Genomic DNA, 15,867 nt, shown 5'->3' on the forward strand with positions numbered 1-15,867 from the left:
CCATGCTCTTCAATATCGACGGTGACAGCGGATCGCGCATTGAGGGCTGGATCATGCCCGACAATCCTTCCGTCACGCCGGGCGTGCTGGTGGTGATCGCGGGCAAGGCAGTCGCCAACATCAAGGCGCACATATTGCGCCCGCTCCTGCGCGAGCAAGGGCTCCACGATACCGGCGTCTGCGGCTTTGTCGTCGATACGAAGGAGTGCCCCGACCTGATCGGCGCGGCGGACGTCCAATTGTTCGACACCGACACGAATGTCCGCATCTACCGGCGCCGGCCGGAGGAGGCGGACATCGACGTGAAGCTGTTCCGCCTCGAAGGCCAGCTGCTGCGCAACACCAGTCTCAACGAGGCGCTGGAACCGCATTTTCACATGGTCTTCACGCGGCTTGAGATGGTGCCCGAGGAGACGGTGAAATCAATGATCGGCATCCCGTTCTCGCCCTCCATCTACAGCACGGGGCGGGTCTATTACCGGGTGTTCGAGCCGCTTCTGCGCGACCGGGGCTTCAAGACCTGTGTCTACCTGCGCGACCCGCTGGAGGAATTGGCGGAGCAGCTTCTGCTGCTGCAATGGGCCGGGACGCGCCCGCCCTCCGCCTTCAAGGGCATTCTGCACGACAGCTTTCTGGGCCTTGTCGATTTGATAGATTCCGAGACCCTTAAAACATCCGGCCAGATCGAAACCTGGCTCATGCGTCTGTCGCCGCGTGCCCGGGCAACCTTGACCGATCCCATGACGCGCCTGCTGACCTGCCTGTCCTCGGATGAGCGCGCGGGGTCTCACGCGGTCGCGGATGCGCTCGACACCTTGGCCGAGTGCCTCGCCACCGGCTTTGACTCGGACATGCCGAGCTTCGCCGCGCATATGGAGGCGGCGCTGGACATAGACCTTCCGGTCTTTCCGGCCCGAGACCCCGCCAAACGGGTCCTCGACCTTGCCGGGCGGCTAAGCAAGATGGAAATCGTCGGTGAAATGCTGGCACTCGACCGCGAACTCTATGACACCGCAACCGCGGCCTTCGAGGCGGCGCGTTAGCCGATTGCGCGATCGGGGGGAAAATCAGCGCGTGCGTTCGCGGATCGTCTCGAAATAAAGCGCAGCCACGCCCCAGATCGCGGCCAGACTCAAGCCCAGGATAAGCGTCATCTGCAATATCTCGGGGTGGATGCGAATCTGCGCCAGTGTCGGCGGCATGAACATGTCGACATAGATCTGCTGACGGATCGTATCCTGCTTTGCCTGGGCCAGCGCAGTCTCGGCCCGCGCCACATGGCGCGCAACCAGTTCGCGTCGCGTCTGAAGGATGTCGAACAGCGATGTCGCGCTGAGAAGATCGCCCGTTGAGGCGGTTCCGGGTCCCGCCTGTGTCGCCGCGCTGGGTGCCGTTTGCGTCGCAGCCGACAGGATCAGCTCGATCTGTGCATCGAGCGATCTGATGCGCTCGTCCGCCAGACTGATGGTGGGAGCATTGGCATTCAGGCGCGATGCCGCCGCCGCGCGCGATGCGGCGAGCGTCGCCCGCTCGTCACGAAGACTGGAGACGAGTTTGGTCAGCGCCGTCGCCGAGGCAAGCGGATCGAGGGTCGCCTCCCGGCCGCGGGCGGTTTCCAGCGCGGTCAGTAGCGCGTCCATCTCCGCCTGCGCCGCCTTGCTGTCTGACAGTGCCTGTTCAAGACGCTCGGCGCGCATCGTCTGGGAGAAGTTCGCAACCAGCTTTTCGCACAGCGCGATCACACTGCGGGTCAGGTCCTGAGCCTCTTGCGGGCTGAAGGCGTTGATCTTGATTGTAATGATGCCGGTCGTCGTATCGACATCCGCCGATGCCATCGTCTTCCAATACCGGGCGAGGCGGTCGGCCGAGGCACCGCCCGGAAGATGCCAGATAACATCAAACGGCGAGCCAGCGAACAGTTTGCGCAGGTCATAGTCGCGCGCCAGATCGTCAACGATCTGCGGGCTGCGGACATAGTCCGCAACCACATGGGCTTCCTGCGAATTGTTGAGCGCGGACAAGGTGGCCGCCTGCCCGACCGATTCTATGCTGAGATTTTGCAGGCTACCCCGCACCACGAACCGCGCCTCGGAGACATATTGCGACGCGGCGAAGAAGGTGAGGTAGAGCAGGCAGGCCGCTGTGGGCATCACAACGGCCACGATAAAGCTGATCAAGCCCCAGCGCCGGCGCGTGAGGGTCTCGGGAAACGGCTGACCCGGTGCCGCAATCGATATCTCAGCGGTCGATTGCGGCTGGGGCTGCGATGTCGCGCTGCCTCTGACGGAAACGTCGCCGCGATTCATGGCAATCGAGGGAGCAGCCTCGCTGACCGGCGACGCCACCTTCGCCCGAACCTTCTCGCTCGAAGACGTCATCAGAACCACCGGGCGACCGAGCCGCAGTCGCGGATTTCACCGATCAAGATGGTCAATTCAAGGCGTTGGCCACGCCCACCGCGCTGATGCCGGGCGAAGCCAGCAGGTTGAACAGGGTGAGGAACTTCATGGTGTCGGTCGACGGCGAATTGGCGACATAGAGCGCATCCTTGTCGCGGATGCGCAGTTGCCGCGCGAGGAAGATCGCCGATGCTTTGCGCATGTCGAGGCGATACACCATCCGAACCAGGCCGTTAGCTGACAACACCGTGCCGGGCGGCACCAGCGCGCGCACCACGTTCGGATCTTCAAAACGCAAGAGATAGACGCCGCTCGGGTCCGCCCGCTGGTCAAGCAAGCCACCGGATTTCGCCACGGCCTCTTCCAGCGTGATGCCGATGGCATCGAACGGGACCACCGCGTTCTGCATGGTTGCGCCGAAGGCCGTGAAGGTCTGCGGCCGCCGAACCACCGTCAGCGTGTCCTGGGGGCGCACGTAGACGTTGTCTTCCGGGCGTATGAGCAGCGCCTGCATCGGCATGAAGACCGTGCGCTTGTTACGCGTCAGGCCGATGTAGGTCTCGTGGACCGGTGCACGCAGGCCGCCCGCGCCCGCCACCACGTCAAGCACGCGGTCTCCGCGCGGGGATAGCGGCAATCGGGCACCGGTTGTGACCTCTCCCAGCACCGTCACCGAGTTGCTGGCCGAGCGCGTCACCGTCACCAGCGCCTGGGGCTGGATGGCGCTTCCGGTGAGCTTCTCGACAATGAGCTTCTCGACCTCGGATGTCGTGAGGCCGCTCACGGAAATGCGGCCTGTCTGGCCCGCGTAGGGAATCGTGATGGACTTGTCTTGGCCGACCTGCTGCTCCGGCACGACGGTCGAGTGCGAACCGGTGCTCACGCCCCCCATCATGGGAGCAGAAAACAAGCCGCCCGCGCCGGCTTCCCAGAGCGTCACGACCACGGTATCGCCGACACCAAGTGTATAGCGGCTGGGCGGCTGGGCATCGCCGAACTGCGCGGAGAACGTCGGGTCCCGGCGGCTCGAAAGCACCGACACGACATGATCGTCAATATCCACGAGCGTGAACTGACTGTTCTCCGCCTGCTGAGCCTGCTCAGCAATGTCGGAACGCAACGGGCCAGCCGACGGGAGGGAATCGCATCCCGCCATCAAGCTAGCCAAGGCGATCACGTAACAAAAACGCCTATTCACTCTGCAGGACCACCCTACCTGTTGGTGCCGCAATCTTTATCACAGCCAACCCGTGAAGATTCTACGACCTCTGAGAAATCACACCGATGTATCAAATCCAACACACCCGTGGAGCGTCAGCCCATGTCGACGCCGTAGCGTTGGTACAGGCTGAGAACGTGGCCGGCCATAGCGGTGCTGTCGTGGTCATAATGGGTGGCTGCCGTCAATCGATCGAGGTGGCCCGGCGTCGCGGCAACCATCTCGATGGCTCGGGCCAGGGCCTTCGCGTCACCCGCGGGCACGATGTGCCCGTTGAGTCCCTCGCTGACTGCTTCCATCATCCCCGGCTGATCCGAGACGATGCAGGGCGTATGGCATGCCAGCGCCTGTAGCAGGGTCAGCGGCGCATTCTCGGACCAGGTCGAGGGCATCACCAGCACATCAAACCCGCGCAGAGCCCCGTCGAGTTCCTCGATGGCCAGGCCGCCCCGAAAGGCGATGTCATGCCCGACGGCGGCGCGGCGCAGGGCGTCGGCGTAACCGGGGTGGCGGGACATATCCCCCCAAACCTGGATCTCGGCAGTGCCGGGCCGCAGATGCCGCGCGGCTTCGATCAGAATGTGACAGCCCTTGTGCCGGCTGATCTGGCCGATGAAGCCGACCTGCAGGGCGCCATTGCGACGCCCGGGCTTGATGCTGCGGTCAGCGTCGATGCCGAAGGCGCGGACCTCGATCGGCATCGTGAAGCCATTGCGGCAATAGGCATCCCGCAGGAACCGCGTCGGCGCGATTGCGGCCCGCACTGTGGCCATGGTGGTGCGCAGGTGTCCAGGACGGTCCTGGATCGCCCCGACATCCTGTGCTTCGGGGTCGGGCAGCATCGACCGCATCAGCGGGAGCGCAACGCTGGTGGTCGGGCGCGCGAACCAGGACGCCAGATAGGCAAGCTTCAGGGAGTTGGGATTTTCGGTCGCGCGATCACGCAGTCCGCAGCCGATGCAATTGGTCCGCCAGCGGTTTGGGCCGCCGCACGCCCTGCCCCATCCGTTCACCAGGGTCCCCCGGTGACAGAAGCCGTGGAAATCGGTCAGCGTGGCGAAAACCGGCAGGTGCAGTGCCTGTGCCGCCGTGAAAAGCGCGGTGGTCAAGCCGAGAAAATGCGCCACATGGACAACATCGGGCTTAATCGACCGAAACGCGGCTTCAAGCGCTGGAACGAGGCGCGGATCGTCGAAACTGTCTCTCATCCCGCGCGCGCCGGGGCGGAGAATGCGGAGCACCTCGATCCCGTTCACCCACTCCATCGGGGCCAAGGTCGCGACCGAGCTGCCGGGATCGAAACGGGGCGCGATGACGACGGGGCGATGACCGGCTCGCTGCAACGCCTGCGCCAATTGGCGAATATATACGGCGGTTCCGAAGAATTGCTCCGGAAAATAGCCGTGCAGACAGAGCGCGATCGTCAGCGATTTCATTGCAGGGACACGACCAAAGGCGCGGCGTTCTGCTTCCAGCGCACAACCTCGGCCCGCAACCGTGCGGCCGCCGCCGCCAGCGCTTCGGGATCGTCAAGCAAAGGGCGGATGGCGGCGCACCATGCGTCCGGTCCGCCTTCAATGAGGGGGACGCTCTCGGACAGATCGCGATAGGGCGCCATGCGCGGAAAGATGCCGGCGGCTCCCAGGCGGGCGGCATCAATGGCCTTTGTCGAAGACCGCGCCTGATTGAGCGGCGTGTCGCGGAAGGGCGCGATGAAGAGATCGGCCCCAACCCGTTCGCAATGACGCTTGTACATGGGCCAATCAAGCTCTGCCTGGAACCTCGCCACGGGAATATTTTCCCATATCGGGCGAGCCTGCTTTGGGCCGATGACATCCACCACGAAGTCGTGGGTTGTAACGCCCAGGCCCCTGACGACCTCGGCCGCGAACACATGATCCGCCAGATGACTTAACTGGGCATGAAAGGCGATTCGGATCGGCGCGCCGGCCGCCCTCGTTCTCACCTGAATATCCGCCTCCGCCGGCACCGGCCGCAGAACGGTTGCTTTGGCCTTATGATACCGCTCACGCAACACATCCGTCGAGACGAACACGTCGGTGACCAGGCGCCCTATCCGGCGCAGCGGCACGACGGCGCGCCGCGCGACATCCAGGCGGTACAGCAGAGGCACGGACGTGTCGGCCAGAAACGCGACATAGTCGTCATCGAACATGAAGCCCAGCCCCGCCAAGGCGCGTGCCTTGAGCAGGCGGCGCACCCAACTCCCATTCAGGTAGCGGCAGACGAGCACGTAATCGCCAGGCTCAAGCACCTCGGCGACCTCCGAATCGGCAGCGGGGGGCAGAATGTCGATGATCAGCGTCGGAACACCGCCGAGGCGTGGCGCGATATAATAATCGAATGTCGGATTATTTCCCGCCACCAGGACGACGAGCCGCCTGACTGCCCCTGCCCGGTCCGCGCGCGGACGTATGTCATCGTATTGAAATCCGAGAATATTAGGCAGGAGGCTGCGCAAGAAAATGTCCCGGATTGTGCCATTGGGCGCGCTGCGCATTCATCGCATCGGCAGAACGTTGCCCCAAGGTTTCTCATAATCGACTGGTTGGAAGTGGTCCAGATGATGTAGCTTGGGGAAGATGAGGCGAGCGAAACTGTCGATGGGCAACGACACTCCCGGCCTGGCCATCATATCCGGTGGGTCGAGTGGCATCGGAAAAGCCTGCGCTGAGCAATTGGTGGATCGTGGCCACCCCGTCGCCCTGCTGGCAAGAGACGTTGGCAGGCTCGCTGCCGCACGCGCAGACTTGCTAAGTCGGCGGCCCGATGCCGTCGTGATCACCGAATCCGTGGATGTTGGGGATTGGGAGGCCTGCCGGGCGGCGGTGGATCGGCTTGGGGCCGTTCACGGGGCCGCGGCGTGGGTCATCGCCAGCGCCGGCATGGCGCGGCCTGGCCTGTTCCTTGAGCAATCCGTCGAAGACTATGCCGCTCACATGCAGGCCAATTACCTGGGCACCCTCCATCTGCTGAAGGCGGCGGCTCCGCGCATGGTCGAAGCCCGGCGGGGCCGGATCGTCCTGGTCGCCTCGGGTGCCGCCTTCGTCGGTATTTATGGATATTCCGCGTATGCGCCCTCGAAGTTCGCGGTTCGTGCCCTGGCTGAGGTTCTGCGTGTGGAACTGGCGCTTTCCGGCATCTCCGTGACAGTCGCCTGCCCCCCGGATACGCAGACGCCACAACTCGCCTATGAGAATGCGTACAAGCCAAGTCTCACCCGCAGAATCACCGAGGGCGGAGGCGTGTGGTCCGCAGATGATGTGGGAGCCGCGATCATCAAAGGTGCGTTGAACAGAAAATTCATGGTCGGGCCTGGTGTAGCAGTCGCCGCACTGTCAAGCTTTCACAGTCTTATCGCGCCGATTTTTCGTTTGCGTCAGACCAGCCTTTTGAGGCAAGAGGCTGTGAGAGGTAACGGGCTCGTGGAAAGTCCGGGCTCCATCGAAACTTCTAGGCAATGAGATGGGTTTATATCATTAAAGATAGCCATCTATCTCCTCCACCAAATCGCTTGGGTTGAAAGAAAACATCTTCAGCATGACTTCTGCGATTATAGGCTTGGCATGTCGTTTGCCCGGCGCCCCAAATGTAAACAAATTGTGGGACCTCCTGATCGCGGGGGCATGCACAGTCAGTGACGCTCCTCGGGGACGCTGGCTTGTTGAGCGTTTTCTTCATCCAAATCCCAGCGCGCTCGGCTTTAGCTATAGCTTTGCCGGCGGCTATATTGACGATCATCTTCATTTCGATCCGCTTGCATTCGGTATTTCTCCTCGTGAGGCCGCGCAAGTCGACCCGCAGCAGCGGCTGCTGCTGGAACTGGTTTGGGAAGCGCTGGAAGACGCGGGAATCCCGCCATCGCGAATCGCGGGCGAACGCGTCGGCGTTTATGTGGGTGCCTCCAACGTCGATTATCAGGGCGCGGCGTCCGTCGACCAGTCGGTCATGGAGAGCCACTTCATCACCGGCATTTCGCTGGCGATTGCCTCGAACCGAATCTCCTTCACCTTCGATCTGAAGGGGCCGAGCTTGACCGTCGACACGGCATGCTCGTCTTCGATCGTCGCGCTCGACGCGGCGACGCGCGCGATCGAATCCGGGGAAATCGACACCGCCATCGTTGCCGGCGTGAACATGCTGCTTTCGCCGATTCCCTTCATCGGCTTTTCGCGTGCGCGCATGCTGTCCCCGACCGGACGAAGCCGGCCGTTCTCGGCAAAGGCCGATGGCTATGTGCGCTCCGAAGGGGGAGCCGCATTCGTTTTGCGTCGGCTTGAAACCGCCCGCCGCTCTGGAGACCGTATTCGCTCCGTCGTGCTCGGCACGGGAGTCAACTCCGACGGACGCACCGGGGGCATCTCGCTGCCCTCCATCGAGGGCCAGGCCGGGCTCCTCGCGGACGTTTATGAAAGGTCCGGGGTTTCCCCCTCGGCCTTGGCGTTCATGGAAGCCCATGGCACCGGCACGCCGGTGGGAGACCCCATCGAGGCAAACGCCATCGGCAAGTCGCTCGGCCAGAAGCGGCAGGCGCCCCTGACCATCGGGTCTTTGAAATCCAATATCGGGCATCTGGAATCGGCGTCGGGCGCGGCTGCACTCGCCAAGGTCGTTCTGTCTCTTGAGAACGGCATTTATCCGCGCACGCTGTTTCTGGAAGAGACCAACCCGAACATTAACTTCGATGACCTGAACCTGAGCCCCAGCCGCGAACACCTGCATTTCCCCTCCGGCGCCGATGGCAGCGCGGTGGCGGGGATCTGCAATTATGGCTTCGGGGGCACCAACGCGCATGTCATCTTGCGCTCGCCGACCACCGAAGAACGCCAGATCGTCGCCCATGCGACCCCGGTGCCGGCCAAAATCCTTATGCTTGGCGCCCATACGCGCGAAGCATTGGCGGCGCTGGCCGCGTCTTATCGCGACCAGTTGCAGGACGAGAGCGTCGATCTTGATCTCTTGGCCCGTGCCAACGCCTATCAGCGGGACGGGTTGAAGTATCGGCTCGCGCTGCCGTTGACGTCCCGCGAAGATACGGTGGCACAGCTTGGCCGCGTCGCTGCGGGGGAGCAAACCCGCGATCTTGCGGTTGCCGCCGTTCCCGGATCGAGCCGCGTGGCGTTCGTGTTTTCTGGCAACGGGTGCCAGTGGGCGGGAATGGGCATCGCCGCCTATCATCACAATGCGGCGTTCGCGGACGAGCTTCGGGTGATAGATGCGCTCTTCCAGGCTGAAGCCGGATGGTCGCTGATCGCCGCGATGCACGCTGAGGACATCAAAGAGCGGCTGACCGCCACCAGCGTTGCCCAGCCGCTGATTTATGCGATCCAGTCGGCGCTTGCCGCTGTTCTCGTCAGCCACGGACTGAAGCCCGATTTTGTTCTGGGCCACAGCGTCGGCGAGATTGCGGCCGCGGAAGCCAGCGGTGCGTTGAGCCGCGCGGCGGCGGTCAAGCTCGTGAAAGAGCGCAGCCTGCACCAGGAAAAGGTTCGGGGTGCGGGCGGCATGATCGCCATTGCCTCGAACGAGGCCACTGTCCGCGAACTGGTGAGCAAGATTGATGGACTGGAGATCGCCGCGATCAACGCGCCGAACTCCTACACCGTTGCCGGGAGCGCGAGCGCCCTCCAAGAGCTGGCGGCCACGGCGCGTTCGAAGCGTATCGCGACCGTCCGGCTCGATGTGGATTACCCCTTCCATTCCAGTCTGCTCGATCCCATCCGCGACCCCTTGCTCGCCTCTCTCAAGTCGATCGACCGGACCGAAACAACAACGCCGTTCATTTCCTCGGTAACCGGCGGCCTGATCGCGGGTTCGGACCTTGATGCGGACTATTGGTGGCGCAATGTGCGCCAGCCCGTGCAATTCCAGGCTGCCGTCGAGCACGCGGCCAAGGCTGGAGCGACGCTCTTTATCGAACTATCGGCGCGCCCGATCCTGGTCACGGCGGTCACGGAAATCTGCCGCGCCGATGCGGCACCGGCGAGCGCCATAGGAAGCCTGACTGATCGTGGCGGCGATCGTGATCCTGTGCTCGCGCTTCTGGCAACGCTGGTCGCGCGCGGCGCGCTGGCGCCTTCGGAGCAACTGATCGGCAGCGCGCCTGAGATCCGGCTCCCGTTGCCGCATTATCCCTGGCAGAAGCAGCTCTGCTTGTTGCCCAAGACCAACGAGGGCATCGAGAGCTACGGGCGGATTGATGGCGGCCTTCGTCATCCGCTCATCGGCACACGGATCTCTTACGGATCTCCCGAATGGCGGATTCTGCTGGATGCCGAGATGCTGCCTTATCTCGCGGACCATCGGGTCGGTGGAGAGGTGGTTGTCCCAGGCGCGGCGTTTGTCGAGATGGCGCTGGCCGTTGCGCGCGATCTCTACGGTGATGTGCCGTTTGAACTGACCGATATCGACATCCTTCGGCCGCTCACCCTGGGGGCCCAGGGCATGCGCGAAGTCTCAATTCGCTATGAGCGTTCGCTTTCGCGCATCGAGATTTTCAGCCGGCCACGCTTCGGCCTCGAATGGACCCTCCATGCCGGCGGCAGGGTCAGCACGCTGGACGGCCATGCCACTGGCGCGGCCATCGGGCTCGATGCCCAGGCAGCGACGGTTCATGGGCACGCGGAGATCTACAAGGCCGCGACGCGGGCGGGTCTCCAATACGGCCCCTCCTTCCGGCGCGTCTCACGGTTGCGCAGGGATGGCCGGTGGCTCGACGCCGAACTGACCGAACCTCTTCAGCAGCTCAATGCGTTCCCCAACAATCAGGTGATCGACCTCATCGCGTTGGATGCTGCCTTCCACGGCGTTTTCGTGGGCCTGGAGCAGAAAGCGGGCGAGACGCGCGGGTTCCTTCCTGTCCGCATCCGCCGGCTCCGGTGCTGGAAAAGCGGCGTGCCGATCACGCGGGCGCTGGTCGAGATCAACAAGGACACGCCGCGCTCCAAGACCCTGCAATGCGTGCTCTACGGCAGCGATGGTGCCATCGCGGTCGAATGCGACGGTGTCTACCTTCGCGCTGCCGTGCTGTCGCGGAGCGATGATGCCAACCGTGTCTTTAATACGCGCTTCCAGCTTTTGTCGGCGGTCGGGCAGCGGGAACAGCGCGTCGTCGCTGCGGCCGAAACGGAGGCCGGCGCCCCCGCAGCGTGGCTGCTGACGCGGGCGGTCGCAATCGCATCTGCTCACGAAGCCCTGCTGGACCTCTCGGTCGCCGGCCGCCTGGATGTTGAAGCGTGCGTGGCGCAAGGGCTGGTTCATGCATCAGCGGTGCCCTTGCTCGGCGTTGCTCTGAGATTGCTTGAGGCGGCGCAACTGGCCTCCGAGCAGGATGGCGTGTGGCAGATCGCCGAGGATGGCGGGTTCCCCGCGCCTGCGAAGCTGATCCGTTCACTGGCGGAGCGTTTCCCGGCGGCACAGGCCGAGCTATTGGCTGCAAACGCGGTTGCCGGCGGCCTGGGCGAACGCCTGCGCAGTGGCGATAGCTGCTTGACGAGCGAACTCCTGCGCCATTTCTGGACGGATTCGGCAATTTTGCGCGCGTCCGCCGACACCGTCCTCCGGCAGGTTGAAGATGCCGTGGCCGCTTGCCTTCCCCGGCCGCCGCGCGTCGCAATTCTGGAGCCGACGGCTCAGATCGTCCATGAATTGCTGCGTCCGCTGGCCCAGCAAGGCAAGATCAGCCTGATCGCCATCAAGACCGGAACGAGTGGCTCGTCGGCCCCCTGGCTTGGAACGGTCGATCTTGCTGCGGACGCTGACCCCTCCCAAAGCCCGCTGAAGTCCTTCGATGCCCTCGTCGGGCTGTTGACAGGGCCGTTGCCCGACGATGCCGGTCTGGAACGGTTGCACGGGATGCTCGGCAAGGGCTGCGTGGCCACCATCGGCGTGCCGCCGCAAGAAGATGCGCTTGATCTGATTCTCGGCCTTGGCGAAAACTGGCTTCAACAGCAATCGGACCCGTGGCTCACGACCGGAGCCGCGCCGACAGCGGAAGCGGTGACAGCCACGCTCAAGCGGCTCGGCCTTTCCACGCCGAAAACCTCCATCGACAGTTCGGGCGGCACCATCATCTCGGCGGCGCGAACACAGGCCGGCAACGGCATCGCAGCCGCATCGCCCAGCCTGCGCATGCCCGATGCCGACCTTCAGGATGACGCGGCCCTTGCGGCGGCGCTCAGCTCGGCATCCGGGGATGGACCCCAGATCGAATTGGATCTGCCGTTGGCGGCAGATCGCGACAGCATCGGCAGCCAGGATCGGGCGATGCGCATCGCCCTGCGCCTGCGCGAGATCGCTGACGGCGGTGAACCTGCTGCCCTATGGGTCGTGACCCGGGATGCGTTCGCGCGGCACGGCCGCGCAAACCCCGAGGCGGATGCGATCTGGAGCTTCACCCGCGTCGCGATGAACGAATATCCGAACATCGATATTCGTCTTGTCGACATCGCCGCGTCCTTGGCCGCGAACGATGCGGCCGCCTATCTGCTGGACACCATCAGCCACCCCGGCGACGAGCGGGAAATCCTGATTTCCGTCGACGGCATTGCCGCTCCACGCGTGGAGCATAATGCCGTCAAGCTTCAAGACGCGATTGCGGGGTCCCGTGCCGTCCTCAAGGCCGAGCACGGCGCGGGCTTCGAGCAGTTCGCATGGCATTGGGTGGAGCGGGTTGCGCCAGGCGATGGTGAGATCGAGATCGCGGTGGCGGCCACCGGCCTCAATTTCCGCGATGTCATGGTGGGCATGGGCCTGCTCGACGAGGGCTTGCTCGCCGGCGGAATGAGTTCGGCGGCGCTCGGCTTCGAGTGCGCAGGGCAGGTTGTGCGCGTCGGGTCGCAGGTGCAGGGCCTCGCGGTCGGCGACCATGTGATGGGATTTGCCGCAGACGCCTTTTCATCCCACGTCACGTCTCCCGCGCAGAGCTTCGTAAAGGTGCCCGCAGGCATGCCGCTTGAGGCGGCGACGACGATTCCGGTCGCATTCTCCACCGCTTGGTTCGCCCTCAACGAAGTCGCCCGGCTGCGTGCGGGTGAAACCGTGCTGATCCACGGCGCGGTAGGCGGGGTCGGTCAGGCGGCGATGCAGATCGCGCGCATGCTCGGCGCGCGGATTATCGCCACCGCCGGCAATGCCGAGCGGCGGCGCCTTGCGCTCGCCCTGGGCGCCGATGCGGTCTACGATTCCCGCAGTCTGGATTTCGCCGAACGCATCCGCGCCGAGCACGGCGGCGTCGACGTGGTGCTGAACTCGCTGGCCGGCGAGGCCATGAAAGCTTCGTTCCGGCTGCTGCGGCCGTTCGGGCGTTTCGTCGAACTCGGAAAACGCGACTTCCTTGAGAACACCGCGCTGGAGCTTCGGCCCTTCGTCCGCAACCTCAGCTATTTCGGCGTCGATCTCGACGAGTTGCTTGCCCACGACCCTGCGATACCGCGTCGCATTCTGGATCATCTGGTCGAGCGTTTCGAGAGCGGCGAATTCACCGCCCTGCCCTATCGCGTCTTTGCCGGCGAGGATGTCGCGGACGCGATGCGCGTAATGCAACGCTCCGGCCACGTCGGCAAGCTCGTGGTCCGCCCCGCCGCGCGCGCGGTCAAGGGACGCGCCGTGGCAACGTTCAAGCCGAAACATGGCCCGTTCGTCGTGCTCGGGGGCGCGGGTGGATTTGGCCTTGAGACGGCAGTTTGGCTCGCCGATCGTGGCGCGACCCAAGTGGTGGTGGCTTCCCGCCGCGGACAGATCGACCCCGCCATAGCGGATCGTCTCGGCGCCTACACCGGTCGCATCAGTGTCGATAAGGCCGATGCGACCGATCCCGCCTTGGTCGCGGAGTTTCTGAAGCGTGTCCGCGAAAAGCACGGGCCGATCGCCGGCGTCGTGCATACCGCGATGGTGTTGGAGGACGGTCTGCTTGACGGCCTGACGGACACCTCCCTCGCAACCGTGGTGTTGCCGAAGGCGGTCGGCGTTGCGGCGCTCGATGCCGCGACCCGTGCGGACCCGTTGCAGTGCTTCGTGGTCTTCTCATCGGCAACAACCCTGATCGGTAGCCCAGGGCAAGGCGCCTATGTTCTCGCCAATGCCTATATCGAAGGGCTGATGCGGGTCCGGCGTCTGGCCGGTGCTCCCGCGCTCGCGGTCGGGTGGGGGGCGATCGCCGATGCCGGCGTCATCGCCCGCGACGCAAAGCTCGGCGAACGCCTCTCCCGCACGACGGGCGTGTCGGGTGTGCCCGTCAGCGACGCCTTGCGGCATCTCGGCGTGCTCCTGGCGCAGGGCGACGCGATTGATCCGGTCCAGATCTACAGCGCGATGGGCAACAGCGCCGTCGCCAACAGCCTCACCGTGCTGAAATCACCAGCCTTTGCCAAGCTGGCCGGCGGCGGTAGCGAAGCGCGTCAAGGCAATGCCGTGGATCTCAAAGCCGAGATCGCGGGCAAGACGAATGCGGAGGCACTCGAAATTGTGCTCGCGGTCGCCAAGTCGGAAATCGGCCGAATTTTGCGCATCGATGTCGCCGACATCAATGCGCATCGGCCATTATCCGAAATCGGCATGGACTCGCTGATGGCGCTCGAATTACGCCTCGGCGTCGAAAAGCGCATCAATGTGGAACTGCCTTTGATATCGCTGGGCGATCGCTCCGCTTCCGATGTCGCGGAGAAAATCCTGGCAGACTTGCTTGGCCAGACAGAGAGCGGAACCGAAATCGTCGATGCGATGGCCACGCAGCACAGTGTAAATGGCCCCGATGTTGCTAAGTCGGTGATCAATATCATCGAGCGCCCCGCTCGCGTGACGGGTGGTGTCCTATGAGGCCAACAAGCAAGGCGGCACTGTCGGACGCCGATATCGCAAACGTCTTGCAGCGTTCGGATATCGCGCGCACGGCACGTCCGGTTTCCCTGCCCAGCGCCGAGAAAGCCAAGGTCGCCTGCCCTTCGTTCGAGGATTTGCCCGCATACCAGCAACTGGTGATGCAGCGGACCATCGGCGATCAACTGGGCCTGGAAAATCCTTATTTCCGCATACATCAGAAGCGGGCGGGCGCGGAAACGATCATTGATGATCGCGAGATCCTCAATTTTGCATCCTACGACTATCTCGGTCTGAATGGCGACCCGCGCATCACGCTGGCGGTGCAAGAGGCCGTGGCGCGGTGGGGCACAAGCGTCTCCGCCAGCCGCATCACCGCCGGGGAGCGCGACGCGCATCGCGAACTCGAAGCGGAGATCGCGAAGCTCTATGAAACCGAGGATGCGATTGTCTTCGTCAGCGGCCACGCAACCGCCGTCTCGACAATAGGAACATTGCTTCAGCAGAACGATCTCATCCTGCACGACAGCCTCATTCACAACTGCATCGTCGTCGGAGGGCAGATGTCGGGGGCGACGCGTCGCCTCTTCGCCCATAACGATCTGGATGCGCTGGAGAGAATTCTTCAAGGCGAGCGGTCGCGCTACAACAGGGTTTTGATCGCCACCGAAGGCTTGTTCTCGATGGACGGCGACGGGCCGGATCTCGCCCGTCTGGTGGATATCAAGAACCGCTATGGCTGCTGGCTCATGGTCGATGATGCCCATGGCCTGGGCGTGCTCGGCGCCACCGGCCGCGGCATCTTCGAGCAGGCGCAGGTCGATCCCGCCGGGGTCGATATCTGGCTCGGAACCCTCTCCAAGAGCCTTGTGAGTTGCGGTGGCTATGTCGCCGGCAGCAAGGCGCTGGTCGATCTCCTGAAGTGCATTTCGCCTGGCTTCGTCTACAGCGTGGGCATGCCGGTCCCCGCGGCCGTCGCGTCCACCATTGCGCTGCGGATCATGTTGTCCGAGCCGGAGCGCGTCGCCCGGCTGCGGGCAAACGGCCTGCATCTGCTCGAACGGGCACGGGCCTGCGGCCTCGATACGGGCTGGGGCTGGGGCTATGCCATTACGCCGATCATCGTCGGCGACACGCTGCGAACTGTCATGCTGGCGCAAAGACTGCTCAAGCGCGGCATCAACGCCTTTCCCGTCCTCCCGCCGGGCGTGCCCAACGGGACGGCGCGGTTGCGCTTCTTCGTCTCAAGCGAGCACACGTTTGAGCAGATCGACACCGCGATCGACGCCACGCGAGAAGAACTGGACCTTTTGGAGAGCGAGGGCTACGGCGTGGACTCCCTGCCTCTTCTCATGGAGAGGACGTCCCGGTCCGGCGTGTGATCTTCGCCAGACGGGCTGATGCCATGCCTGC

At 63.9% G+C, this 15,867-nt stretch carries 8 protein-coding genes; 4 read left to right on the top strand and 4 right to left on the bottom strand.

Going from position 1 to position 15,867, the window contains the following annotated elements:
• The first annotated feature begins 2 nt into the window (after positions 1 to 2).
• The gene (locus ADADO0_RS01680; protein WP_511303348.1) at positions 3 to 1,043 is read left to right on the top strand and encodes a hypothetical protein; all 1,041 of its coding nucleotides are present in this window, start codon (positions 3 to 5) and stop codon (positions 1,041 to 1,043) included.
• Positions 1,044 to 1,067: 24 nt separating this feature from the next.
• On the opposite strand, the gene ADADO0_RS01685 is transcribed toward ADADO0_RS01680, so the two are convergent.
• From ADADO0_RS01685 to ADADO0_RS01700, 4 genes are all read right to left on the bottom strand, one after another.
• Entirely contained in the window at positions 1,068 to 2,378 is a 1,311-nt protein-coding gene (locus ADADO0_RS01685; RefSeq protein ID WP_511303349.1) for a KpsE/RkpR family capsule polysaccharide export protein, read from the bottom strand.
• 52 nt (positions 2,379 to 2,430) lie between these two features.
• Positions 2,431 to 3,576 (bottom strand): polysaccharide biosynthesis/export family protein, encoded by a 1,146-nt coding sequence (locus ADADO0_RS01690; protein WP_511303350.1) that lies wholly within the window; start codon positions 3,574 to 3,576, stop codon positions 2,431 to 2,433.
• A gap of 137 nt (positions 3,577 to 3,713) precedes the next feature.
• On the bottom strand, positions 3,714 to 5,054 hold the full coding sequence (locus ADADO0_RS01695) for a glycosyltransferase (protein ID WP_511303351.1): 1,341 nt from the start codon (positions 5,052 to 5,054) through the stop codon (positions 3,714 to 3,716).
• Positions 5,051 to 5,839, bottom strand: a complete 789-nt coding sequence (locus ADADO0_RS01700) for a hypothetical protein (RefSeq protein WP_511303352.1) — start codon at positions 5,837 to 5,839, stop codon at positions 5,051 to 5,053. Before ADADO0_RS01700 ends, ADADO0_RS01695 begins: the two co-directional genes overlap by 4 nt.
• Positions 5,840 to 6,242: 403 nt before the next feature.
• On the opposite strand from ADADO0_RS01700, the gene ADADO0_RS01705 reads away from it, so the two are divergent.
• The 3 genes from ADADO0_RS01705 (at position 6,243) to ADADO0_RS01715 (ending at position 15,836) form a co-directional block, all read left to right on the top strand.
• Positions 6,243 to 7,103, top strand: coding sequence for an SDR family oxidoreductase (locus ADADO0_RS01705; RefSeq protein WP_511303353.1), 861 nt, complete (start codon positions 6,243 to 6,245; stop codon positions 7,101 to 7,103).
• A gap of 76 nt (positions 7,104 to 7,179) precedes the next feature.
• On the top strand, positions 7,180 to 14,454 hold the full coding sequence (locus tag ADADO0_RS01710; RefSeq protein WP_511303354.1) for a type I polyketide synthase: 7,275 nt from the start codon (positions 7,180 to 7,182) through the stop codon (positions 14,452 to 14,454).
• Positions 14,451 to 15,836: an aminotransferase class I/II-fold pyridoxal phosphate-dependent enzyme gene (locus tag ADADO0_RS01715; protein ID WP_511303355.1), complete on the top strand. Its 1,386-nt coding sequence runs from the start codon at positions 14,451 to 14,453 to the stop codon at positions 15,834 to 15,836. The genes ADADO0_RS01710 and ADADO0_RS01715 overlap by 4 nt, the downstream gene beginning before the upstream one ends.
• Positions 15,837 to 15,867 lie beyond the last annotated feature (31 nt).

Source organism: Aquabacter sp. (assembly GCF_965279295.1).
Taxonomy (GTDB): Bacteria; Pseudomonadota; Alphaproteobacteria; order Rhizobiales; family Xanthobacteraceae; genus Aquabacter.

Coding starts and splice junctions, on each gene's coding strand:
- ADADO0_RS01680 (WP_511303348.1), top strand. CDS start 3: ATGCTCTTCAATATCGACGGTGACAGCGGATCGCGCATTGAGGGCTGG.
- ADADO0_RS01685 (WP_511303349.1), bottom strand. CDS start 2,378: ATGACGTCTTCGAGCGAGAAGGTTCGGGCGAAGGTGGCGTCGCCGGTC.
- ADADO0_RS01695 (WP_511303351.1), bottom strand. CDS start 5,054: ATGAAATCGCTGACGATCGCGCTCTGTCTGCACGGCTATTTTCCGGAG.
- ADADO0_RS01705 (WP_511303353.1), top strand. CDS start 6,243: ATGGGCAACGACACTCCCGGCCTGGCCATCATATCCGGTGGGTCGAGT.
- ADADO0_RS01710 (WP_511303354.1), top strand. CDS start 7,180: ATGACTTCTGCGATTATAGGCTTGGCATGTCGTTTGCCCGGCGCCCCA.
- ADADO0_RS01715 (WP_511303355.1), top strand. CDS start 14,451: ATGAGGCCAACAAGCAAGGCGGCACTGTCGGACGCCGATATCGCAAAC.